The sequence below is a fragment of the Mycobacterium sp. 852014-50255_SCH5639931 genome (genome assembly GCF_001665605.1).
Lineage (GTDB): Bacteria > Actinomycetota > Actinomycetes > Mycobacteriales > Mycobacteriaceae > Mycobacterium > Mycobacterium paraffinicum.
In genome coordinates this window covers 1-23,119 of the sequence record NZ_LZSV01000038.1, presented here as the reverse complement: position 1 = coordinate 23,119, position 23,119 = coordinate 1, and the positions used below count along the sequence as shown (strand labels likewise).

17 protein-coding genes are annotated in these 23,119 nt (G+C 64.8%); 10 read left to right on the top strand and 7 right to left on the bottom strand.

The features are described 5' to 3' along the window. Window positions 1-258: 258 nt before the first annotated feature. From A5758_RS22910 to A5758_RS22885, 6 genes are all read left to right on the top strand, one after another. On the top strand, window positions 259-1,494 hold the full coding sequence (locus A5758_RS22910; RefSeq protein ID WP_067744799.1) for a class I SAM-dependent methyltransferase: 1,236 nt from the start codon (window positions 259-261) through the stop codon (window positions 1,492-1,494). 268 nt (window positions 1,495-1,762) lie between these two features. Next, window positions 1,763-2,878 (top strand): NAD(P)-dependent oxidoreductase, encoded by a 1,116-nt coding sequence (locus A5758_RS22905; protein ID WP_067744796.1) that lies wholly within the window; start codon window positions 1,763-1,765, stop codon window positions 2,876-2,878. 461 nt (window positions 2,879-3,339) lie between these two features. Beyond that, window positions 3,340-4,173, top strand: a complete 834-nt coding sequence (locus A5758_RS22900) for a TylF/MycF/NovP-related O-methyltransferase (protein ID WP_067744793.1) — start codon at window positions 3,340-3,342, stop codon at window positions 4,171-4,173. Between the two features lie 138 nt (window positions 4,174-4,311). After that, entirely contained in the window at window positions 4,312-5,580 is a 1,269-nt protein-coding gene (locus A5758_RS22895; protein ID WP_067744784.1) for a glycosyltransferase, read from the top strand. 222 nt (window positions 5,581-5,802) lie between these two features. Beyond that, complete coding sequence (locus A5758_RS22890; protein WP_231987381.1) at window positions 5,803-6,759, top strand: class I SAM-dependent methyltransferase; 957 nt, start codon at window positions 5,803-5,805, stop codon at window positions 6,757-6,759. A gap of 214 nt (window positions 6,760-6,973) precedes the next feature. Continuing rightward, window positions 6,974-8,614, top strand: coding sequence for a GMC oxidoreductase (locus A5758_RS22885; RefSeq protein ID WP_067744779.1), 1,641 nt, complete (start codon window positions 6,974-6,976; stop codon window positions 8,612-8,614). A 51-nt stretch (window positions 8,615-8,665) separates the two neighbouring features. Here A5758_RS22885 and A5758_RS22880 read toward each other — a convergent pair whose 3' ends face one another. After that, window positions 8,666-9,664 (bottom strand): Gfo/Idh/MocA family protein, encoded by a 999-nt coding sequence (locus A5758_RS22880; RefSeq protein WP_067745084.1) that lies wholly within the window; start codon window positions 9,662-9,664, stop codon window positions 8,666-8,668. 168 nt (window positions 9,665-9,832) lie between these two features. Here A5758_RS22880 and A5758_RS22875 point away from each other — a divergent pair, with 168 nt between their 5' ends. Then, window positions 9,833-10,939, top strand: coding sequence for an acyltransferase (locus A5758_RS22875; protein WP_067745081.1), 1,107 nt, complete (start codon window positions 9,833-9,835; stop codon window positions 10,937-10,939). A gap of 103 nt (window positions 10,940-11,042) precedes the next feature. Here A5758_RS22875 and A5758_RS22870 read toward each other — a convergent pair whose 3' ends face one another. From A5758_RS22870 to mutA, 5 genes are all read right to left on the bottom strand, one after another. Further along, the gene (locus A5758_RS22870) at window positions 11,043-12,317 is read right to left on the bottom strand and encodes a glycosyltransferase (RefSeq protein ID WP_082939811.1); all 1,275 of its coding nucleotides are present in this window, start codon (window positions 12,315-12,317) and stop codon (window positions 11,043-11,045) included. Between the two features lie 967 nt (window positions 12,318-13,284). Beyond that, on the bottom strand, window positions 13,285-14,571 hold the full coding sequence (locus A5758_RS22865; RefSeq protein WP_067744776.1) for a serine hydrolase domain-containing protein: 1,287 nt from the start codon (window positions 14,569-14,571) through the stop codon (window positions 13,285-13,287). 62 nt (window positions 14,572-14,633) lie between these two features. Next, window positions 14,634-15,623, bottom strand: coding sequence for a methylmalonyl Co-A mutase-associated GTPase MeaB (meaB, locus tag A5758_RS22860; RefSeq protein ID WP_067744775.1), 990 nt, complete (start codon window positions 15,621-15,623; stop codon window positions 14,634-14,636). Further along, the gene (gene scpA, locus A5758_RS22855) at window positions 15,624-17,876 is read right to left on the bottom strand and encodes a methylmalonyl-CoA mutase (protein WP_067744773.1); all 2,253 of its coding nucleotides are present in this window, start codon (window positions 17,874-17,876) and stop codon (window positions 15,624-15,626) included. A 5-nt stretch (window positions 17,877-17,881) separates the two neighbouring features. After that, window positions 17,882-19,759, bottom strand: coding sequence for a methylmalonyl-CoA mutase small subunit (mutA, locus tag A5758_RS22850; protein ID WP_067744770.1), 1,878 nt, complete (start codon window positions 19,757-19,759; stop codon window positions 17,882-17,884). 168 nt (window positions 19,760-19,927) lie between these two features. Between mutA and A5758_RS22845 the strand changes: the two genes are divergently transcribed. The 3 genes from A5758_RS22845 (at window position 19,928) to A5758_RS25945 (ending at window position 21,993) form a co-directional block, all read left to right on the top strand. After that, window positions 19,928-20,695: a TVP38/TMEM64 family protein gene (locus A5758_RS22845; RefSeq protein ID WP_067744767.1), complete on the top strand. Its 768-nt coding sequence runs from the start codon at window positions 19,928-19,930 to the stop codon at window positions 20,693-20,695. A gap of 136 nt (window positions 20,696-20,831) precedes the next feature. Next, window positions 20,832-21,623, top strand: coding sequence for a S1 family peptidase (locus tag A5758_RS22840; RefSeq protein ID WP_067744764.1), 792 nt, complete (start codon window positions 20,832-20,834; stop codon window positions 21,621-21,623). A 130-nt stretch (window positions 21,624-21,753) separates the two neighbouring features. Then, window positions 21,754-21,993 carry a hypothetical protein gene (locus A5758_RS25945; protein ID WP_156622755.1) on the top strand — a complete coding sequence of 80 codons (240 nt, stop codon included), beginning with the start codon at window positions 21,754-21,756 and terminating at the stop codon, window positions 21,991-21,993. A 31-nt stretch (window positions 21,994-22,024) separates the two neighbouring features. Here the strand turns inward: A5758_RS25945 and A5758_RS22830 are convergent. Continuing rightward, the coding region (locus A5758_RS22830) for a cell wall metabolism sensor histidine kinase WalK (protein ID WP_067744758.1) at window positions 22,025-23,119 on the bottom strand (1,095 nt) is incomplete at its 5' end.

The window sequence follows — 23,119 nt, the reverse complement described above, 5'->3', positions numbered from 1 at the left end:
GAAAACCACCAATTGCAGCCATTACGGCGGTGACAATTCTTGCGCGGAAGGCCGACGCTACAGGTGCGGACCGCCCGGTATGGCGATGCTCCATCACGTGAACTCGCAACCGGCGCCGACGGATCGGGCCGGGCCGGCCGGCCCGTGAATCTCACGATGGGCCGGAGCCCACCGATTTAATGTTCGAGAAACTCAGGAGCCTATTGACGACGTCCATTCGGGTCTATGCTCATCACACCACGGTAGAACCGATGTGAGATGGGGGCCGTATTGTCCGAGCGCAGTTGCCGTGTGTGCGGCGGGGAGCTTCGGCAGGTGCTTGACCTCGGTCGTCAGCCTGTCTCAAATGCATTTGTCAAGGCCGAAGAGAGCGCCAAAGTGCCGTTCTTCCAACTCGCGGTGGGGCTCTGTGCGTCTTGCACAATGGTGCAACAGCTTGACGAGGTCCCGCCGAACGAAATGTATCGTGCCGACTATCCCTACCGCGCATCTGGCTCCGCATTGATCCGGAGACACGGCGAGGAGGTGGCCCGGCACATCCTGCGAGCCTGTCCCGGCGGCCGGGACAGGTTTGTCGTTGAGATCGGCAGCAACGACGGCGTCATGCTGAAGACGCTGAGCGAGGCCGGAATACGACACCTGGGGGTGGACCCGGCCGCCGGGGCGGGCGAGGTGGCCCGGGCACATGGTGTCAACGTGCGCACGGATTTCTTCAACGCGCCAACGGCCGGCGAAATTCGTGACGAGCATGGGCCAGCGCACTTGATCTATTCGGCAAACACAATCAGCCACATCTCCTACCTCGACTCAATTTTCAACGGGGCCGACATCCTGCTTGCCCCGGACGGACTGTTCGTATTCGAGGATCGGTATCTCGGCGACATCCTGAAGCGCGTCTACTTCGACCAGATCTACGACGAGCACATCTATCTCTTCTCGGTCCGTTCAGTGCAGGCGACGGCCGCACGTTTCGGCTTCGACCTCATCGACGTCCAACACCTCCCGCTACACGGGGGTTCCATCCGCTACACCGTCGCTCGTGCGGGGGCGTCGGAGCCGACCGCCGCCGTCGCGGAGTTCCTGGCGCGAGAAGAAATCGAGGGCATTGCCGAGGAAGAGACCTTCGTTCGATTTTCCGCCAATATCGATTGCATCCGCGCGGACCTCGTCAAACTCCTCCGCGACTTGCGTTCCGACGGCCGACGTGTCGTGGGGTACGGGGCCACCTCGAGGAGCGCCACGGTTATGAACTACTGCCATATCGGCCCCGATCTTCTTCCTATCGTGTGTGATTCGACCCCAGAGAAGCAAGGGCGTCTGACCCCGGGCTCACAAATTCCCGTTTGCTCGCCGGAGGTCTTTTCGCACCCCTACCCCGACTACGCCCTGCTGTTTGCGTGGAACCACGCTGAAGAGATCATGGCCAAGGAACGTGGGTTTCAAGAGAACGGCGGACGGTGGATCCTCTACGCACCGGATGTTCACCTCGTTTGATGCCGCTCGGACGGCCAGAAGCGACTTGCTGAAGCTATGCGGATTGCACCGACAATCCTTCGGTCCTAGTCAGCGCCGCTTGCCGAATGTGGTGGCCGACCTAATCGCGCCGGCTTGACCAAAGAAGACCGGGTTGTTGAGCTATCTGTGGAACTCGGCTGACGCTAGATGATTCACCGATATGATCAACCGCGGGCCGCACCCGCGAACGCGTGCGGTTGATTTCTTTTTGCACTCGAACGGGAGGCATCGGCTCGTGTCAACGTCCGTGCTCATCACAGGTGGAGCAGGGTTTATCGGGTGCAAGCTGTCAAGCCGACTTGTCGAAGTCGGGCACGAGGTCGCCGTAATGGACGTGCTTCTCCCGCAGGTCCACGGTCGGCGCGCAGCCGTCGACCTTCCGCCGTCGGTGCGCTTCTTCACCGGTGACGTCACCCATGCGCCCGACTGGGATGCCGTGCTGCGGTTGTTCCGCCCTTCTCAGATTGTGCACCTGGCGGCCGAGACGGGAACGGCACAGTCACTGTCAGCGGCGACGCGGCACGGCGCTGTCAACGTCGTGGGCACGACGCAGCTTCTTGACGCCCTGACTCGCGCCGAAATCGTCCCTGACCAGCTCGTTGTGGCCTCGTCCAGGGCCGTCTACGGCGAGGGGGCTTGGCGCTCTGGAAGCCACATCTTCTATCCGGGACCGCGCAGCCACGCACAATTGGTCGCCGGTAACTGGGACCCCCAGGGCCCCACGGGCGAACGGGCGATGCCCCTTCCGAGCTGCGCGGGGCGAACGGAGCCCCGCCCCACCAACGTCTACGGCGCGACCAAGCTCGCCCAGGAGCACCTGCTGACCGCCTGGGCGGCCGCGCACGATACCAATGTAAGCGTGCTGCGACTGCAGAATGCTTACGGGCCTGGGCAGTCGCTGACCAATCCATACACCGGAGTGGTTCCTTTCTTCGCACGTTTGTCGCGCGAGCAGCAGCCCTCCGAGGTCTACGAAGATGGCCAGATCCTTCGTGACCTCGTCTACATCGACGATGTCGTTGATGCGCTATTCGCGACGGTGCAGCAACCTGCAAACGGGGCACGCTGCCTCGACATCGGTTCGGGAGTCGCGACCAGCATCCATGAGCTTGCCCGGAAAATCGCCGCCGTGTTCAACGCCCCGGAACCGATCGTCGTTCCGAAATTTCGCGACGGTGACATACGCGCCGCCAGCTGCGACATCGAGCCGGCGAAACACGACCTCAACTGGCATCCTAAGTGGGCGCTGGACGAGGGACTCCATGCGCTGCTGCAATGGATTGGCGAGCAGCACTTAGCTTCCGGGGAAAGCGATCATGCAGGTGCATCGGGTCGTCCCGCCGAACATGCTGGGCGCCGGTAACACAGAGCGCCTTCGAAGCTCTAGCGGCAGAAGCAAATTCGCTGCCGAAACTGCCTCCCACGTCGCGAGGTTTCTCGCGTTAGGTGCCGGATCGCAAGCTCACCGGTCCCGCGCCACCCGATCGGTGTCAACGCAGCAGAGGTGAACGGTCGCGATCCAAGGCATCCGATGTGGCACGCGCGAATGCGGGCCGGGCTGGTCCCGTCCGGCAGGCTCCCCACGCATCCCTGCGGTGAAGCGCTGCCGATTGCGGCCTTACACGGTGAGCAACGCGGACGCGCGTGCAGACATCGCCGGACGCGTGCAGTCTGCCTGCTTAGCAGGACGCTTGCCGGTGTGGTTAATCTAACTCCGGCAACCCGCTTCTAGAAAAGCCCAAACGCGCAATGAGGCGTCGACAGGGCGTCTAGGCTCACCACCGGCAGTACTGGCATCCGAGACACAGGGGGACGGTTTTGACCGTGACCGAGAGCGACGTCCGATCTCTCTACCTCGATCAGGTCCGGCGTGACCTGACCAGGTATGGCATGGACCAGCTAGTGCCCGTGGGGTGGCCACTGCAGATGCGCGCCAGCGTGGGGTGGTTGACGTGGCTTCCCTTCATCAAGAACCGCAACTTGATGCTGGTGCGTAAACGCCCGTTCGACAAGCGAGCGCGTGACTTCGGCATGGACTGGCCGGCCGACGCTGAGACGATGATCGGAATGCAGCGACTTACCAGTCTGCAGCATTGCGTCGAGACTGTACTGACCGAGGATATCCCCGGTGATCTGATCGAATGTGGAGTATGGCGGGGCGGAGCATCTATTTTGATGCGCGCGGTTCTGGCGGCATATGGCGATAAGACGCGAAACGTATGGCTAGCCGATTCGTTTGAGGGCGTGCCGCCCCCGGACACCGCGAACTACAAAGAGGACAAGCTGCCGCGGTTTGCATTGGGTTTGCATCACGCAGCGCCCGTCCTGGCGGTGTCGGAAGCTGAGGTCAGAGCGAACTTCGAGCGCTACGGCCTGTTAGACGAGCAAGTGCGCTTTCTTCCTGGCTGGTTCAAGGACACGCTGCACAAAGCCCCGATAGAGCGCATTTCGGTATTGAGGCTTGATGGCGACCTTTACGAATCGACAATCCAAGCGCTCGATGCCTTGTACCCGAAACTGTCACCGGGGGGCTTCTGCATCATTGACGATTACAACCTTGAGGGTTGCCGCAAGGCCGTCGCCGATTACCGGGATAAGCACGGCATATCTGCAGAGATCGTCACAATAGACCAATGCGGAGTGCTGTGGCGAAAGTGACGAAGATCTGCACGACGCTCCTCGCCGCCGGCGCACTGGCCGTCATCGGCGCCGGAATCCCACCGCGGTGAGTTCGAGAAGGTCTTCCCACTCGATCGTTACGCCCCCTTCCGCCCCGCTTCAAGGCTCGGACCCCAGATGAAATTTGTGCTGGCAAGTTATGGAACGAGAGGCGACGTCGAGCCTTCTCTGGTAGTCGGCCGTGAGCTGATGCGCAGGGGGCACGATGTGCACATGGCGGTTCCGCCCGACTTGGTCGGCTTTACCGAGGCGGCGGGCCTGCCGACCGTAGCTTTTGGGCTGAACACGCAGACGTGGGTCGACGTTTACCGCAACTTCTGGACGTCTTTCTTCGGGGGCTTCTGGAAGCTGCGAGAGATGAGGGAACTCTGGCGCGAGATGTGGGAACTCAGCGACCAGTGCTGGACCCAAATGAGCGAAACGTTGACATCGCTGGCCGCCGGGGCGGACCTACTGCTCACAGGCCAGAGCTACCAGGAGGCCGTCGTCAGCGTCGCCGAGTACTTGAATGTCCCATTGGCCACGCTGCACCATGTCCCGGTGCGGGCCAACGGCCGGCTGGTTCCGCTGCTGCCACCTCCACTCGCCCGCTCAGCAATGACGGCGTTCGATTGGTTCGGATGGCGCCTGAACAAAAAGGTCGAGGACGCGCAGCGGCGTGAACTAGGGCTGCCGAAGTCCAAACGTCCGTCGCCCAGGCGCATAGCCGAAAGTGGATCGTTGGAAATTCAGGCCTACGACGAGGTCTGTTTCCCAGGGCTCGCGGCGGAATGGGCGAAATGGGACGGCCAACGACCCTTCGTCGGTGCGCTGACGATGGCGGCATCCACGGAGGCCGATGACGAAGTCGCGTCCTGGATTGCCGCCGGAACGCCACCGATTTGTTTCGGCTTCGGCAGCATGCCGGTGGAGTCGCCGGCCGAGGCAATCAAGATGATCACCGCCGCATGCGCTGAGTTGGGCGAGCGCGCGTTGATTTGCGCCGGTTGGAGTGACTTCAGCGACGTCCCGCCCGCCGACCACGTCAAGGTGGTAGGAGGAGTGAACTATGCGGCGGTCTTTCCCGCCTGTCGGGCCGTCGTTCACCACGGCGGCTCAGGTACTACGGCCGCAAGCCTGCGCGCCGGGGTCCCCACCCTGATCCTGTCGATGGATGTCAATCAGACGTTGTGGGGCGCCCGGGTGAAACGCCTCAAGGTTGGCACCACCCGCCGCTTTTCGAGTACCACCCGCGAATCATTGGTCAAGGACCTACGCCGAATCCTCGCCCCGGAGTACGCAGCCCGAGCCCGCGAGCTCGCTACCCGGATGACCACACCCGCTGAAAGCGTGGCCAAAGCGGCCGATCTGGTGGAATCCTTCGCCCGCTCACGTCAATCTGCCTGATTGCGACGGCTGGCCGCTGGGTTGGCGAATGCCACGTGCGGAACACTGCGCAGGCTCAGGCGATTGGCTCCCATCGAAAAAGGTGCCGCGGCGGCCAGTCCGCGCGGCGTTCGGTGGCGACAGTGACGAGCCAAAACCGCCGCGCCCCTAAGCGGCTGCCTGTTAGTATCCAACGACCGTGATCATTGAGCTAGCCGGGCCGTCGTGGGTTAGCTGCGCGGTTTGAGCCTCAAGACAAGACCGCATCAACCTTTCCAGAACAAGACCAAGGGAAACATGACCAGCCAGACGACCAAACTGAAGTTTCGTTGGAACCCCCGAACCCTGACGTTCCTATTTTTTTGGTGGATCGGGGGAATGCGTCCCACTGTAGTTTGGCACTATCTCACGGATGTTGTTCACTACCGCCTGGTGAAGCAAGGGATCCTGTCCCGAACTGCAAAACATGCAACCGAGGTCCGCGAGGCGTTTGAGGAGCAGGCAGCCAAGGGACAGTTCCAAGAGCGTTGGTTCGATATGAATATCTTGCCGTGGTCTGTCACCTTTCCGAAAGTTTTCAATCGTTTTGATCGGGTGCGCATTCTTGAGATTGGGTCGTGGGAAGGGCGGTCGACGCTATTTCTTCTGACGTACTTCACGCAAGGAGAGTTGACCGCCGTGGATACCTGGGCGGGCAGCGATGAGTGGCACTACAACGCCACGTCGGACTTGCGAGACCTAGAAGCCCGTTTCGATCACAACGTGTCCTCCGGTGCAGCGCGGGTAACCAAACGCAAAGGGTCATCGCTGTCCGTGCTCCCGCAGTTGATCGATGAACAGCAGGAATTCGACGTCATTTATGTAGATGGCTCACACTTTGCCGACGATGCCATCGTAGATGCCCTGAACTCCTGGCGCCTGCTGAAGCAGGGCGGAATGATGATTTTCGACGACGTTATGTGGCCTGCTTACCCACGGGCACGGGCCAACACCGCTTGGGCGATCCATCAGTTTTTGAAGTATCACGCGAGAGAATACAAAATTCTGCATGCCCAGTATCAAATTATCTTGCAGAAGAAAACCGGGTTCGATGATCGCATAGCAGAATGGGTCAGCCAACCTTCGGCCCCTGCGGCGGTCTCAGAGTCGGCCAATAACGCCCGTAGCCCGGAAGAGACGCCTCAACAACTGCTGAGCTAGTCACCCGGACGTCGGGGTTGGCAACGCCCCTGGGGGCATACTTATGTTTGCCGGAGCCTCCAGCTGAGGCGCACCTGACCGGATGCGTCTGAGCAGGAAAGACATTGGGCTCCGATCGGGCAAACGGCCTCTCCTCTGAGGCCGAGGATGATACTGTCGTGATTCGCCCACACTGGGGGGAAAGCCAGGGCAATCACTCACTGAGGACTCGATTTTGGCCGACGGCGAGTTGGACCCGCGCGAAGCGGAACGCATTGAGTGGGACGCGATTATCGTTGGCACCGGCATGGGTGGGGGGACGCTGGGCTACTGGCTCGCCCGAGCGGGTAGAAGGGTGCTGTTCGTCGAGAAGGGACGCTCGACCCTTCCCGGCGCGCCGGGGACGATCCGCTCGCTAATGCCAGAGGTGGCCGAGCCGGCGGCGTGCCGTTCCGCAGAAAGCTACTACGACGCATTGGCCAGGGCGGGACGCTCGACCGACGAGGTGGAAGACCTCAGCGGGCGCGCTCCCCATCGGTTTGTGCCATTTTTGGGCGCCGGGACGGGCGGCTCCTCGGCCCTTTACGGCATGGTCTGCGAGCGCTTTTTCGCTCAGGATTTCACCCCTCGACAGCACTTCCGCGACCCCGGCGATTCCACTGTCCCGGAGGCCTGGCCGATCACCTACGACGAAATGCGGCCCTGGTACTCGGCGGCCGAGAAGCTGCTGGGCGTCCGGGGTCAGCCCGATCCCCTCCGGCCCGGACAGGGTGCCGCAGATCTGCCTGCGGCACCACCTTTTTCGGCAGAGAACCAGCCGCTGGTTGACTACCTAACGGGTCGTGGGTTGCATCCCTATCATCTGCCGATGGCCTGCGACTACACGTCGGGTTGCACCACCTGCCAAAGCTATCTCTGCCATCAGTCGTGCAAGAACGAAACCGGGCGCAACTGCGTCCTACCGGCGATCGTCGAGCACGGCGCGAAGCTGCTTTCGGAATGTCGTGTCCTGCGCCTAGATGCGGACCGCAAGCGGGTCAGGCGAGTGATCTGCGCCGATCGATCGGGCACGATCTCCTTGAAGGCGAAGCTGGTGGTGCTGGCCGCCGGTGCGCTGGTCACACCGGTGCTATTGCTCAATTCCCGTTCTGCCGATTGGCCGGGCGGACTGGCCAACGGGTCAGATTGGGTGGGCCGCAACTTGATGCGTCACCTTATTGACCTGGTTGAGATCTGGCCGCAGCGGGGTTCCCGGATTACCGCCCCGAATAAGGAGATCGGGCTCAACGACTTTTATTTCTGGGAGGGGCAGAAATACGGAACCGTGCAGTCTTTCGGTTCGATGGCCCCGATGGAGATCCTGACCAGCGCCCCCGGATGGCGGCCGAAAGCACTTCGGCTAATGAAACCGGCAGTGCGTCAGGTGTATGAGCGATTCTTCAACGGCGGCCTGGTCCTGGCAACGATCATGGAGGACCTCCCCTATCTGGACAACCGCGTCCTGCCATGCGATCGGCCGAGCGCGGACGGCCGTCAGCGGCTGAGTCTTCAGTATCGTCTCCACGACAATGAGCTCGAGCGCCGCAAAGTCTTTTTGGGACAGTTGAAAGAAGTGCTGGAACCATTCCGCAAAATCACCTTGCGGGGCGCCGAGGACAACAAAGCCGTGGCCCACGTTTGCGGTACATGCCGCTTTGGTACCGATCCGGAGACGAGCGTGCTAGACCCAAACAACCGGGCGCACGAAGTGGAAAATCTGTACGTGGTCGATAGTTCATTCTTTCCCACCAGCGCCGGTTTGAACCCCAGTTTAACCATTGCGGCCAACGCTTTGCGGGTGGCCGACCACCTGAACCAGGCACACTTTGCCGACTGAATCTCTGAAATAACTTCTATCCGAAGTGCCAAGCAGCAGAAGCGATTAGCTTCAGGCGGGTTGGCGGAGCGGAAGGCCGGCGGCGCGATAGATGGCATCGATGACGGTCATGTTCTCGACCGCGTCTTCCGGCGTCGTCCTCACCGGCTCTCCGCGCAGCACCGCCGCCGCAAACGCGTCGAGTTGATACGCATACGACGGGCGGCGGGAAAAGCGCTCCACTCGTTTGCCCTCCGATGATCGGACCGACAGCCGATGGAAGGACTGTGGCATCACCGGATTGAGCACACGCAGCTCGCCGCGATCACCAACCACTTTGGCGCTCAACTGAAATAAATCAGTCGACCACATGGAGCACCGGATTCGCCCGGTGTGCCCGCTTGGAAAGCGGAGCTCGGCCGTCATGGCTCGGTCGACCTGAGGATCGCGCAGTTTCGCCTGCGCCGAAACGACTTCAGGTGTCGCGCCGCCGAATGTGCGGACCATGTCGACCGCATAGCATCCGGCGTCCATTGTGGCGCCTCCGGCAAGAGAGTAGTTGTATCGAATGTCGGAGAATTTCGGCAACGGGAAGCATATGGCTGCCTCCACCCGCTCCATCTTTCCCAGTTCCCCGGACGCGATGATCTCCTCAACGCGCAAAGCCAACGGATGGTAGCGATAGTGAAATGCCTGCATCACGACCCGGTCCGTGCCGGCGGCCAGTTCGGCGACTTCGCGGGCCTCAGTGGCATTGGCACTGAACGGCTTTTCGCACAGCACATGCTTGCCCGCGGTGATCGCAGCTCGGGTCCACCTGCCGTGCAAGCCATTCGGAAGTGGGTTGTAGATGGCATCCAAGTCGGGGTCGGCGATCAACGCCTCGTAGCTGTCATGCACCCGGGATACGCCGTGTTTCGCGGCGAAGGCCTCAGCGCGCGATGCATCACGCGCGGCCACCGCCGCCACTACGACCTCGGCGTTCTGCCGGGCTGGGTTTATGAGCGCCAACGGCGCAATGCGGGCTGCGCCGAGGACACCGATTCGCACCGGGGCGCCGTGTTCAGACACGAACCGGATGCTAGCACCAACGTCTTCCACGCGAAGCGGCACGAATCAAGCCACCTGACCTCCGCGCCGCGAGGGACTCGCCCAGAGGGGCGAAAGCGACAGTGACCGAGACGGTGGCGATATACGATGGCGCCCACAACGCGCGTGGGGGACGATGGACGGAGGCACATGAAGCTGGGGGAAGTGTTCAGCCCTCGAAATAATGCGCTGAACGCGTTCCGGTTAGCGCTGGCAACCGAGGTCATTCTGTTCCATTCGTTCCCTATAACGGGCCACATGCCACCCTCTGTCGCCAACCAGCTCCTCTTCTCGGTGGGCGTTGACGGGTTCTTCGCGATCTCAGGATTCCTCATCTCTAGGAGTTGGCTCAACGACCCTCGAATCCGTGACTACCTCCTGGCTCGAAGTCTTCGCATTCTCCCCGGTTTCTATATCTGCCTGATCGTCACCGCATTCGTCTTCGCCCCGCTCAGCGTGGCGATCCAGGGCGGTTCGGCCGGGAAGCTGCTCTTGTCCAGCGCGCCGATTGAGTACGTCTTGAAAAACAGCGCAGTGGCCTATCTGCACCCCGATGTCGGCGGAACACCGCATGGGACACCGGGCGGGCCCAATTGGAACGCCTCGCTGTGGTCCCTCATCTGGGAGGTGATGTGCTACCTAGCCGTTGCTGGGATCGGTGTTCTGGGCCTTGCCAATCGCCGGTGGGTGTCTCCGGTGTTACTGGCACTCGCAGTGTTTGGGGCGATGTTATTGCCGCCCCTTACGTTCCCCGGTGTGTGGACCATCCCGCAGCTCATCGTCCGCTCCGCCATCATGTTTGCGTCCGGAGCGCTCCTGTATCAGTGGCGAGACGTGATTCCCGCCCGTTGGTCGCTTGTGGCGGTCTGCGTGGTCATCGTCCTCGCCTCCAGCCAGCTGCCGGATTATCGAGTGGCAGCCGGCCTTCCGCTTGCCTATGCCGTCGTCGTTTCGGGCGCTCTGCTTCGTAGCAAGCGCTTGGTACTGCGTACAGATCTGTCGTATGGCATGTATATTTACGCGTTCCCTATTCAGCAGTTGTTGGCAGTAATTGGCCTCGCGAAACTGAATCCGATCGTGTTCTTTGTGGTTGCGACGACAGCTACCCTGCCTGTGGCGGCGTTGAGCTGGTTCTTGGTGGAAAAGCGCGCGCTGTCACTGAAGACTCGGCTCAGGAGCGCCAGCACCGCTCCTGCGGCGGAACCGTCCACCCGGGAGGAAGTGAGGTCAGACGACCGGGAAGAAAAGCCGGGCTAGATACCCGGCTATGCCACGCGCCAACCTTTCCGAAGGCGGGATATCCGCAGAAGCATTCAGCCAGCGTTGACGGGCGGGTATCGAAGCGGCACGCCGCGGCGGGTCAGACGAAACGCCTTGAGCTGGCAAACTTTTCCAGCACATCGACGGCTTTAACAACACTTTCCGTCGGGGGGGTCATCCGGGCGGCGAGGTCGCGGGCTCGCATCGCATAGTCAGGTGCGAGGATCTGGCGCATGTCCGCGACCAATGATTCGCGGGTCGTGCTTGAAAAACGCCGACTAGTACCGACTTTCAGCCGTTTGAGCTGAGCTCCCCAGTGCGGTTGATCACCCGCCGTCCAAAGGATCAATGCCGGAACTCCGGCGCGCAGAGCCGCGGCGGTGGTGCCCGAGCCACCGTGGTGGACGACCGCGCGGCACATTGGGAAGGTCGCGGCGTAATTCACCGCGCTCACCACCTTGACGTGCTCGAAATGAGGTACGTCGCTGAAATCCGCCCAGCCGGCACAAACCAAAGCCCGCTCGCCTAACTCGGCACAGGCAGCGCTGATCATTTCGACCGTGTCAGCTGGAGACGAGGCAACCGGCATACTGCCAAAACCGAAGCAAATTGGTGGTGTTCCCGCGGCGATCCACGACGCCACCTCCTCATCGGCATCCGTCTTCAACCCCATCGTCAGCGCTCCGACGAAAGGCCGTCGGTCGCCCCATTGCCGCCATTCGTCTGCCAGCCCGGGAAAACAAGCCTCGTCGTACGCCTGAATTTCCAGCGCGGTACGTTCGATTCGACGTGGCGAAGGAGACGTCGCCTTTGGCAGACCCAGTTCACAGCGCTGTGAGTCCTCCGCACTCTTGCTCATCCGCCAACACAACCAGTCGTAGATCGTCATCCCGGAGCGGACCAACGGCGCTGGCACAACGGGATACAACTGGCTGCTGGGGCGTATCGGGAAGTAATGCAGCGTTGCAAACGGAATGTTGTACGACTCAGCTATGCTCGCGGCAAGTTCCTGGTAGACCAACCCGCTGAACAGGACATCGGCCCCGGCGGCTATCGATGCCAGCTTGCCGCTCATTTCTGCCCAGTGTGTTAGGCAGGGCTCCCACAGTTCACGCACCAACCTGATTGGCTCGCGGATCGTCCAGAAGTTGCGGCGGAAATCCGTCCAGAAGTTGCGGAGGAAATCATCGGTTAGGAAATCATGCATATCGGGCCCGTAGGCCTCCGCCGGAAGCCCGGCCGACTCGGCGAAGCCGATCAGATTGCATGGGACAGCCATGCGCACGTCGTGGCCCCGGCGCTGCAGTTCTCGACCGATGGCCACAGTAGGCTCGACATCGCCCCGAGTTCCGTAGCTTGCCAGCACAAATTTCACGACGGATCATAGCCTTTCAGTTTTGTAGGGCTAGGCGATGTCCGGGGCATCAGCTATTCTCCGATCCTCCGGCTAGGCGGCAACTTCTTCTGCACCAATGCAATCCAGGAGCATCAATGCAGTCAACTGGGGCACGACGAAAACGTCCCGATGGTCTTCGTTTGCGTGCCGCGTAGCGGGCGCACCTATCCTAAAGGACTGCACGGAAAGCTGGTCTCCCCGGCGCCGGTCCATGCTTGCTCGCCAACTACATTCCATAGCCTGACGCCGAATGTAGGAATCGGAGAGCCGATCGCCCTCACACCCCGGCGAGCACTTGAGTGGTAGAGCGGTGGAAGTCAACGGCGAGTGAAGATCGGGCGAGGACGTCATTTGAAGCACCATGTCGCGAGTCAAGGTTTGACGCCCCCTTCCCCGCACGCCGGTACTGACGGGAGTGAGTCTAGACGCCTGTGGATGCAGTCACCCCCTTTTCGAGCTTCTCGAGTCGGATCGTTGCGACCGTTGGTCATTCACGGCGCGGTTGGATCGTCAGCAGGTCCTCGTCACCGCGGGTGACCCCCTTGGCGGCGCTTACCCCGTCATCGGGGGGCGTCAAACGTGGAACGTTTTAAGCTTTAGTGATCCGCCCCACTTCTTCGGGGGCCATGCCTCTCGCCAGCCGACCTACTGCTTGGGCAAGAGCCGGGGTTACCGATCGAAGCCCCGGCACGGCTAACCATCGGGACTGTCGCGGAACCGCGTGTGCTCGTGAACGTCCGCTGTAAACATTTCGATTTCGTGTCGCCCGCCAGTTGAGTTTAACCTCGGGAACGCCGCCCTGGAGCGACCGCCGCCACCCGCGAAAAAACACGTCCGATGACGGATTGGCGAGTCTGACCATCAGGCCCCGCCAGCGCACTCCGATGCTTCAGTCGCTCACCTGGGCCTGGAGATACGGCCTCGCCACATACTCCGCGTGCTTCCGTCAGCCGGCGACGGCTCCCGGCTCGAAGAACGGCGCGCCATACTCGGTCACCGGCTGGAAGCCGCGTTTGCGCGCCTTCTCGGCGGCGTTGCGAATCAAGGCGTAGATGCCGACGAACGCCGCGTGATCGGTCATCACGAACGGCGTCAGCAGCCGGTTGTGCACCAGCGAGAAGGCCAGACCGCTCGCCGGGTCGGTCCAGCCGAGCGAGCCACCCAGCCCGACGTGGCCGAAGCCGGGCATCACGTTCCCGATAGGCAAGCTGTGGTAACCCAGGTGGAACGCCAACGGCATGAACAGGTTTCGGTCCGGGCGCAGGCTCCGTCGACCGGTCAGGCCGGCGACGAGCTCCCGGGACAGGAACCGGATGCCGTCGACCTCGCCGCCGTTGGCGATGGCTCCGTACATGCGTGCCAGCCCACGGGCCGTCACCACCCCGTTGGCCGCCGGGATCTCCGCATCCAGCAAGGGGGTGTCGCCCTGGACCGCCGCGACCATGCCCGGGAAGTACATGGACCGGAACCCGCCGGACAGCTCGTTGGCCACCTTGCGGGTCACGAAGCTGAGGACCGGGTTCCGCACGAGGTTCTGCGGCGCGACGACCTGGGCGACCTGAGTCGGCGCGCCAGCCGGCGGGCGACCCAGATACAACCCGTCGGTGCCCAGCGGCTCGGCGAGCTCTTCGCGGATCAGCGCTCGCATCCCTTTTCCGGTCACGCCCCGGGCGAGGCCGGACATCAGCCAGCCGAAGGTCAGCGCGTGATAGGCCGACTTGCCCAGCAGCCGTCCCGGCGCCGCCGCGGCCAGCCGTTCCTCCATCACGACGTGGTCGAGCAGGTCTTCGGTGCTGGCGCCGCGCAGGCCGGACAGGCCGGCAGCGTGCCTCATCACGTCGCGCACGGTGAGGTTCGCCTTGCCGTTGGCCGCGAACGCCGGCCAGTACTCGGCGACGGGCGCCTCGTAGTCGATCAGCCCCCGGTCGGCGAGCCGGTGAATGACGGTGGCCGCCATGCCTTTTGTCGCCGAGAACACCATCGGCGCGCTGTCGGCCGACCACGGCGTGTGGCCACCCCGATCGGACCACCCGGTCCAGACGTCGACGACCGGCTGGCCGTCCAGATACACCGCCAGCGCGCCGCCGCCGAAGCGGCGGGCGGGAAACATGCTGGAAAAACTGCGAACGACGCATCCAAAGTGTGAGTCCGCCGCGCCGGACACACGGTGACCTGCGTCAAGGTCATCGTGGACAGGGACCGCGCGGCGATCGACTCGGGTTTCCACCGTCACATTTTTGAATTTACTTGGATTTCACACCTTCCCGGAGCGAAATCGGATTGTTTATCTATCCGTTATTCTGACGCAGCCGTTAATATTTGCTCGGCCGCCAGCGCGGGGGTCAACTCCCCGGCCTTGACCTGACGTTCGATGTCGGCACGCATCTTGCGCACCTTCGGGTTGGACAGCACCCGATCCAAGACGGTGTCGCGCACCATCTGCCACGTCCAGTCGACCTGCTGGGCGCGCCGGCGCGCCTCGAACTCGCCGGCCTCGGTGAGCACCTGACGATGACGTTCGATGGTGTCCCACAATTCCTGCAGGCCGGTCCCCTCTGTCGCGCTCATCGTGAGGACCGGTGGCCGCCAGAGTGTTTCACGGGGATGTATCAGCCTGATCGCCGAGGACAGCTCGCGGGCGGCCATCCGCGCCTCCTCGAGGTGCTCCCCGTCGGCCTTGTTCACCACCACGATGTCGGCGAGCTCCAGCGCGCCCTTCTTGATGCCCTGCAACTGATCGCCACTGCGCGCCAGGGTCAGCAGGACGAACGTGTCGACCATGTTGGCCACCGTTACCTCGGACTGACCGACGCCGACGGTCTCGATGATGATCACGTCGAAACCGGCGGCCTCCAACAACACGACCGTCTCGCGGGTGGCCTTTGCTACGCCGCCCAGAGTGCCCGACGTCGGCGACGGGCGGATGTACGCATCCGGGTGCACCGCCAGGCGGGCCATCCGTGTTTTGTCGCCGAGGATCGATCCACCGCTGCGGGTCGACGACGGGTCGACGGCCAGCACCGCCACCCGGTGGCCCTGCTCGATCAGATGCATGCCGAGGGCCTCGATGGTGGTGGACTTCCCCACTCCGGGGGTCCCGGTGATGCCGATGCGGTGCGCGTCGCCCGAGTCCGGCGTCAGCGCGAGCAGCAGCTTCTGCGCCTTCTCGTGATGGTCGGCGCGGGTGGATTCCAGCAGCGTGATGGCCCGCGGCAGCGCCGCGCGGTCGCCGCCGCGAACGGCGGCGGCCAGCTCGTCGACGGTGTCGCGCTTGCGGGCTGCCATCTAGTCGAGCGTGTAACCCAGCCGCTCGGCAAGCTTGTGCAGCAAGCCGATCGCGGCCTCGGCGATCACCGTCCCGGGCGGGAAGATGGCGGCGGCCCCGGCCTCGTAGAGCTCGTCGAAGTCACCGGGCGGGATCACCCCGCCGACCACGATCATGATGTCGGGCCGCCCCACCTCGGCGAGCGCGTCGCGAAGCGCCGGCACCAGCGTCAGGTGACCGGCGGCCAGCGACGAAACGCCGACGACGTGCACGTCGTTGTCGGCGGCCTGCCGGGCCACCTCCTCGGGCGTGGAGAACAGCGAACCTACGTCGACGTCGAAGCCGAGGTCCGCGAATGCCGTCGCGATCACCTTCTGGCCGCGGTCGTGACCGTCCTGACCCATCTTGGCCACCAGAATCCTGGGCCGGCGACCGTCGGCCTCGGCGAACTTCTCGACTAGTTCGGTGGCGGTTGCGATGTTCTGGGCCTTTCCGGCTTCGTCCCGGTAGACGCCGGCGATGGTGCGGATCTCCGCATGGTGCCGGCCGTATACCTTTTCCAGCGCGTCGGAGATCTCGCCGACCGTGGCTTTGGCCCGGGCGGCGTTGATCGCCAGCGCCAGCAGATTATTACCCAACCCGTCCTCGCCGGCGCGACCATGCGCGGCGGCGGCCCGCGACAGGTCGGCGAGCGCGGCCTCGACGGCGGACTGGTCGCGGCCGGCCCGCAGCTCTTTGAGTTTGGCCAGCTGCTCGGCGCGCACCCGGCTGTTCTCGACCTTGAGGACTTCGACCTCTTGGTCCTCTTCGACCTGATACTTGTTGACGCCGATCACCGGCTGGATTCCGGAGTCGATCCGCGCCTGGGTCCGCGCGGCGGCCTCCTCGATGCGCAGCTTCGGGATCCCCTCGTTGATGGCCTGGGCCATGCCGCCGTGCTCGGCCACCTCGGCGATGTGCGCCCGGGCCCGCTGCGCGAGCTGGTGGGTCAGCCACTCCACGTAATACGAGCCACCCCACGGGTCGATGGGCCGGGTGGTGCCCGACTCCTGCTGCAGCAGCAGTTGGGTGTTGCGCGCGATCCGAGCGGAGAAGTCCGTGGGCAGCGCCAGCGCCTCGTCCAGGGCGTTGGTGTGAAGCGACTGGGTGTGTCCCTGGGTCGCGGCCATCGCCTCGATGCAGGTGCGCGCGACGTTGTTGAAGGCGTCCTGCGCGGTCAGCGACCAGCCGGAGGTCTGCGAATGTGTGCGTAGCGACAGCGATTTGGGGTTCTTCGGATCGAACTGGGCCACCAGCTCGCTCCACAGCAGCCGGCCCGCCCGCAGCTTGGCGACCTCCATGAAGAAGTTCATTCCGATGCCCCAGAAGAATGACAGCCGCGGCGCGAACTTGTCGATGTCCAGGTCGGCGTCCAGGCCCGCCTTGATGTAGTCGACACCGTCGGCCAGCGTGTAGGCCAGCTCCAAATCAGCTGTGGCGCCGGCCTCTTGGATGTGATAGCCGGAGATCGAGATGGAGTTGAACTTCGGCATCTTCGCGCTGGTGTAGCCGAAGATGTCGGAGATGATGCGCATCGACGGCTTGGGCGGATAGATGTAGGTGTTGCGCACCATGAATTCTTTGAGGATGTCGTTCTGGATGGTGCCGGCCAGCTTCTCCGGCGGCACCCCCTGCTCCTCAGCGGCCACCACGTACAGCGCCAGGATCGGCAGTACGGCGCCGTTCATCGTCATCGACACCGACACCGACGACAGGTCGATGCCGTCGAACAGCTGACGCATGTCGAGGATGGAATCGATTGCCACGCCGGCCATTCCGACATCGCCCTGGACACGGGGATGGTCGGAGTCGTAGCCGCGGTGGGTGGCCAGGTCGAAGGCCACAGACAGGCCCTTCTGGCCGGCCGCCAGGTTGCGGCGGTAGAACGCATTCGACTCCGCCGCCGTGGAGAACCCGGCGTACTGGCGGATGGTCCACGGCTGGTTGACGTACATCGTGGGGTACGGGCCGCGCAGGAAGGGCGGTTCGCCGGGAAAGCTGTTCAGCGGGTAACCGCCGGCCACCGCGGCAGCCCGGTCGGCGCCGATGTACACCGGTTTGACGGCGATGTCTTCGGGCGTGTGCCACTCGAGCTGATCGGGCGTGTACCAGTGCGCCGCCGCGGCGGCCGCGACGTGCTTTTCCACGGCGGCTTCGGTGGGCGGCGGCAGCGGGCGTTCGCCGTTCAGCGGGACGTCGGCGAAGTTACCGATCACGGGTGCGGTTGTGGTCATTGCGGTTACGCTCCCAGTCGAGTGAGCAGGTTCGAAAGGGCCTCGACCGCATTGATTTTCGCGGTCAGGAATTCGTCGGGCCGGTGCTCGACGTCGCCCATGGCCTTCTCAGGTCCAGCCAGGTACACCCTCGACACACCGGCGGTTCGGGCCGCCTCGACGATCGCGGCGGCCTCGTCCTGGTAGCGCTTATCGGTACCGCAGATGACCGCCGCGCTCGGCGATCCCGCGTCGGCGACCGCCTTCGCGACACCGGCAGCGTCGACCGTGCCCGGGTTGACGGCTTCGATGCCGCCCGATGCCAGCAGGTTAGCGGCGAAAGTGGCCCGGATGTTGTGCTCGGCCAGCGGGCCCAACGGAAGCAACAACGCCTGCGGGCGCGCGCCGGTGCGGGCCAGAAAGGCGTCGGAACGATCGCGCAACGCCTCGAATGCGGCGGCGTACCGCTGCAGGTTGCCGGCAGCCAGTGGCGAACCCGACAAATCATCATGCGGCAGAGCGGGTTCGGTGAGATCCGGGAACTCGTTGACACCGGTGATCGCGGTGCGGCGGTGCGCGATGTCGTCGGCGCGTCGAGCGGCGACCTCGGCGATCTGGTCGGCGACGTGCTCGCGCGCCTCGACGAAACCGCCGCGCGCCTCGATGGCCTGGAAGTGCTCCCAGGCCTGCTCCGCGAGCCGGGCGGTGAGGTCCTCGACGAACCACGAACCGGCGGCGGGGTCGAGCACCCGGCCGACGTGCGACTCCTCTAAAAGCAGCAGCTGGGTGTTGCGGGCGATCCGGCGCGCGAAGCTTCTGGCCGTGCCGGGGAAGCCGCCCGGGATCGCCACGTCGAACGGGAGCACCAGCACGGTGTCGGCGCCGCCGACGCCCGCACCGAAGGCGGCCAGCGTGCAGCGCAGCATGTTCACCCACGGGTCGCGTTGGGTCATCATCGGCAGCGACGTTTCGGCGTGCACGGTGACGGCGCCGCCGTCGGGGTCACCGACGACCTCCGCGACCCGCGCCCACAGGTGGCGCACGGCCCGCATCTTGGCGAGCGTCACGAACTGGTCGTCATCGGCGGCCAGCCGGAAACTGATCTGCCGCAACGCCTCCCCGACCGACATGCCCGACTCGGTGAGCGTCCGGAGATAGGCCACCCCGGCGGCCACGGTGCCGGCCAGCTCCCACGTCGCGTTGGCGCCCAGGTTGTGGAAGGCGGGCCCGTCGACGGTGATCGCACGCACGCCGCGCTCCCGGGCCGAGTGCTTGGCGACCGCGACGACCTCGTCCACCGCGGGCACGGGACGATCGCTCAGTGCGGCGGTGAAGGGATCGCCGCCCAGGTCGATCGAGAGTATTTCGCGCTGGTCTGGTTCGACGCCGGCCGCCAACGCCAACATGACGTCGGCTGCGGCGGAGTAGTCCGCGCCCGCGTCGACGATGACCGGCGCCATGCTCAGGTGCACGCCCTGCAGGGCGTCCGCGAGCTGGTCGACCGTCACGCCGGATTCGCCCACCCGCAGCACCAGCGCGCTGGCCCCGTTGCCGAGTGCCTCGAGCACCGCCGAGTTGACGTCCTGGGCCGCGACCCCGGCGACGCGATCGGCGGGGAACGCCTCGGCCACCTTCCAGCCGGACTTGACGTCGCGCAGCGCATCGGCGCCCCGCACGAAAGGCCACTCGCCGGGCAACGGCGGTTCCGGCAGCTCGTCCAGCGCCGTGTACAGCGCCCGGACGGCGATGCCGTCATAGGTCGGGGTTTCCAGCAGCCGCTCGGGCTGGTCGCCGAGCTCCTCGGGGTCCTTCCGGGTGCTTTTCGATAGCACGCCGGCGACCGCACTGCGCCAACGCCCGCGAACCTGTTCTAGTTCGGCGAGCTCGGGTACATCAATGGACACCGATTGCTCCCTTTTTGCCAGCAAATGGGGCCTGCGACTTACTAATGAGGCTAATTGATCGAGCCTGGCGGCTGAAAACCGCGCGGCGTGACCAGCAAGGCCGCCCGGTGATGAAACGCCAGCCTCGGGAAACGAGTTATTCATCTGCGCCCCGTAACCTTTACAAGCGTGACGGCTTCCGCCACCTGCAGAATCAACCGGACGCTGCGCGACCTCGGCGGCGCGCTGGGCGCGGCCGCGCGTCTGCTGTCGCGTCCCCGGGCGATTGCCACAGTGGTCGGTATCACACTGTTGATCGCGGCCGCCTCATGGCTGCCAGTGCCCACCCCGGTGCAGATGCGCGATTGGGCGGAGTCGGTCGGGCCCTGGTTCCCGTTGGCGTTTCTCGCCGCGCACATCGTGGCCACCGTGGTACCGGTTCCGCGGACGGCGTTCACCCTGGCCGCCGGGCTGCTGTTCGGCCCGTTGACGGGTGTGGCGATCGCGGTGGTTGCCAGCACCGCGAGCGCGGTGATCGCGATGCTGCTGGTGCGCGCGGCCGGCTGGCGGCTGAACCGCCTGGTTCGCCATCGATCGATCGACACGGTGGACGAGCGCTTGCGGCAACGGGGCTGGCTGGCCATCTTGTCGCTGCGCCTGATCCCCGCCGTGCCGTTTTCAGCGATCAACTACGCCGCCGGTGCGTCGACGGTGCGCGTCCTGCCGTACACGCTGGCCACGCTTGGCGGCCTGCTGCCCGGCACCGCCGCCGTGGTGATCCTTGGCGACGCCCTCGCCGGTCACCCCAGCTCGCTGCTGTACCTGGTGTCGCTGTGCACGGCGACCCTGGGTCTGACGGGCTTGGTGATCGAGATCCGCCACTACCGCCGGCACCATCGCCGCGCGCACAGTTCCGTCGGAGACCGGCCCTCCCCCGAGCCGGCCGCCATCAGCTGATCTCTCGCAACGAATCTGACTAATCGCCCCGGCCGCCCGGGCCGAAGCTGGCAAGCTGGGACGCAGAACTGCCGGCATCGCGCTCAAAGGGGGGCTGTTGGCCGGAACCCAAGCGTCGTACCCGCCGCGGTCCAGGATGCATTCCGCGTTGTTGGTCATCGCGTCGCTCTTCTGCGCCACCGCCTTCATCACCGCCGTCTACACGCTGTCGAGGAACACCGGCCCGGCCCACGAACCCGCCCCGCCGCCGCTCTTGTCGCCGATCGATCTGCCCGCGTCGACCGCCGTCGGCCCCGGTGCGGGCATTTACGTGCAGTACGCCGATGGGTCGGGCGGAATGGGCTGCACCGCTGGGTTTTTGGTGCGCACCAGCACCGGTCAGGCAGGTGTCCTCACCGCCGGCCACTGCAACCGCTCCGGCGGGGCCAGCAAGGTGACGATGAACTTCGCCGGCATCCTCCCCTACGCGACGCTTGGCACGTTCAGCCAGACGGTCAGCGAGGGAGTCCACAGCGAACAGCACGACATCGGGCTCATCGTGCTCAACGGCGACAACGTTCCCCAGAACCCGGCCGTCGGGGCCTCCTTGCCGGTCTCCGGCGTCGCCACCGACCTGCAGCCCGGCCAGGAACTGTGCAAATTCGGCATGGGCTCGGGCGAAGCCACCTGCGGTCCGATCACGGAAGTCACCGGCAGCAAGGTCGTGTTCATGGCGCCCGGCCAGTGCGGCGATTCCGGTGGCCCCGTCTATCTCAATGAAAGCGACGGCACCGTTCGCGCCGTTGGCATCCTGATTCGCGGGGGCGACCCCTCCAGGCCCAAGCGCGGGTGTTCGGCCCCGGCGAAGTTCTCGGTCGCCGAACTGATCCAGCCGTGGCTGGACAAGTGGCGTCTCACCGCCGTGACCGCGGCGGCCGCGTCCGGCTGACGCTTCGCGCGCGCGTCTTCAGGTTGGCTTCAGGCTGACTTTCTACCGTCGCGGCACCGATGTGGTGCGCGTAGCGCATTTGCGCACCCAACGGGGTGAATGACGCCGACAGCAAGGAGAGATGGAGCGAGTGAAGATCAAACAACTCATCGCTGGTTCGCTGCTCGCAGGCGCCCTCGGGGCGGCCGCGGCCGGCTTCGGGGTCGCGGTGGCGAGTGCAGATCCGCCGCCGCCACCGCCGCCGGGGCAGCCGGGACTTCCGCATCCGGGGGGACCGTTCGGCGGGCCACCGGGCCCGGGGGGACCGGTCGGGCCGCCGCCACCACCGGGGCCGGGCGACCCTTTCCGGCCACCGCCGCCGGGATTCTGACGCCGGGCTAGCCGCGCGAGTGGTGGCCGCCTCACCCGGGGCGGTCACCACTCACCTGCGCTACCGGCAGGGTGAGCCGGAATTCGGCACCACCGTCGTGCGGCAAACACACCAGCTCGCCGCCGTGGGCGCGGGCCAGCGCCCGGGCGATCGGCAGGCCCAGCCCGGCGCCGCCGTGGTCGCGGGCGCGCCCGGCGTCCAGCCGCACCAGGCGCTCGAAGATTCGCTCCCGCTCGTCGTCGGGAATGCCGGGCCCGCTGTCGGTGACGGTCACCTCGGCGGCGCCTTCGTGCATGCGGACGTCGACCGTGATGGCGCCTCCCGGCGGGGTGTAACGACGGGCGTTGTCGAGCAGATTGGACAGGATCTGCGCGAGCCGGGTGGGGTCCGCGTTGACATTCAGCTCGGCCAGGCCCGTGCGACGGACGGCGAGTTGCGGCGCCAGCATGGCGGCTCGGTCGGCCTCGGCATCCGCGATCGCGGCCAGGTCGACGTCATGGGTGTCCAACGGCAGCCCGGCGTCGATGCGACTCAGATCAAGCATGTCCGAGACGAGCCAGCTTGCGCGGCGAGCGTCCGAAAGCAGCAGGCTGGCCCGGCGATATTGAGCGCCCGCCCCGTCGTCGCCTTGCTGCTGGGAGGCGCTGTTGGCGAGCTGCTCGGCGGCGACCTGAATCCCCGCGATCGGGGTGCGCAGCTCGTGGGCGGCGTCCACCAGGAAACGCCGGGTGGCCGTCTCGGCGCGCTGGGCCGCGTCGGCGGCCCGTTGCGCCCGGTGCTCGGAGGTCTCCAAAGCGTCCAGCATTCCATCGAAAGCGATTGCGGCGCGGCCTAATTCGGTATCGGCGCGATCGGGGCGCAGCCGCCGCCCGCGATCTCCCGTCCTGATGTCGTTGGCCAGCGCCGTCAGCCGGTCCAGCGGGCGCAGCGCCACCCGGCTGACCGCCACCAACAACAGTGCGGCGACAACCAGGGTTGCCACGCCCGCCCCAATCATCAGCAATCGCAGCTGGTGCGTCACCTGTGTGGTTTGGGTGGTGTCGGCGACGAGGATCACCCGGGCGCCATCCGGCAGCGGACGCACCAGGGCCGTCGCGGTGGCGTCCGGCTGTCTCTTATACACATC

Coding starts and splice junctions, on each gene's coding strand:
- A5758_RS22910 (WP_067744799.1), top strand. CDS start 259: ATGGGGGCCGTATTGTCCGAGCGCAGTTGCCGTGTGTGCGGCGGGGAG.
- A5758_RS22875 (WP_067745081.1), top strand. CDS start 9,833: ATGAAGCTGGGGGAAGTGTTCAGCCCTCGAAATAATGCGCTGAACGCG.
- scpA (WP_067744773.1), bottom strand. CDS start 17,876: ATGACCACAACCGCACCCGTGATCGGTAACTTCGCCGACGTCCCGCTG.
- meaB (WP_067744775.1), bottom strand. CDS start 15,623: ATGGCAGCCCGCAAGCGCGACACCGTCGACGAGCTGGCCGCCGCCGTT.
- A5758_RS22895 (WP_067744784.1), top strand. CDS start 4,312: ATGAAATTTGTGCTGGCAAGTTATGGAACGAGAGGCGACGTCGAGCCT.
- A5758_RS22840 (WP_067744764.1), top strand. CDS start 20,832: ATGCATTCCGCGTTGTTGGTCATCGCGTCGCTCTTCTGCGCCACCGCC.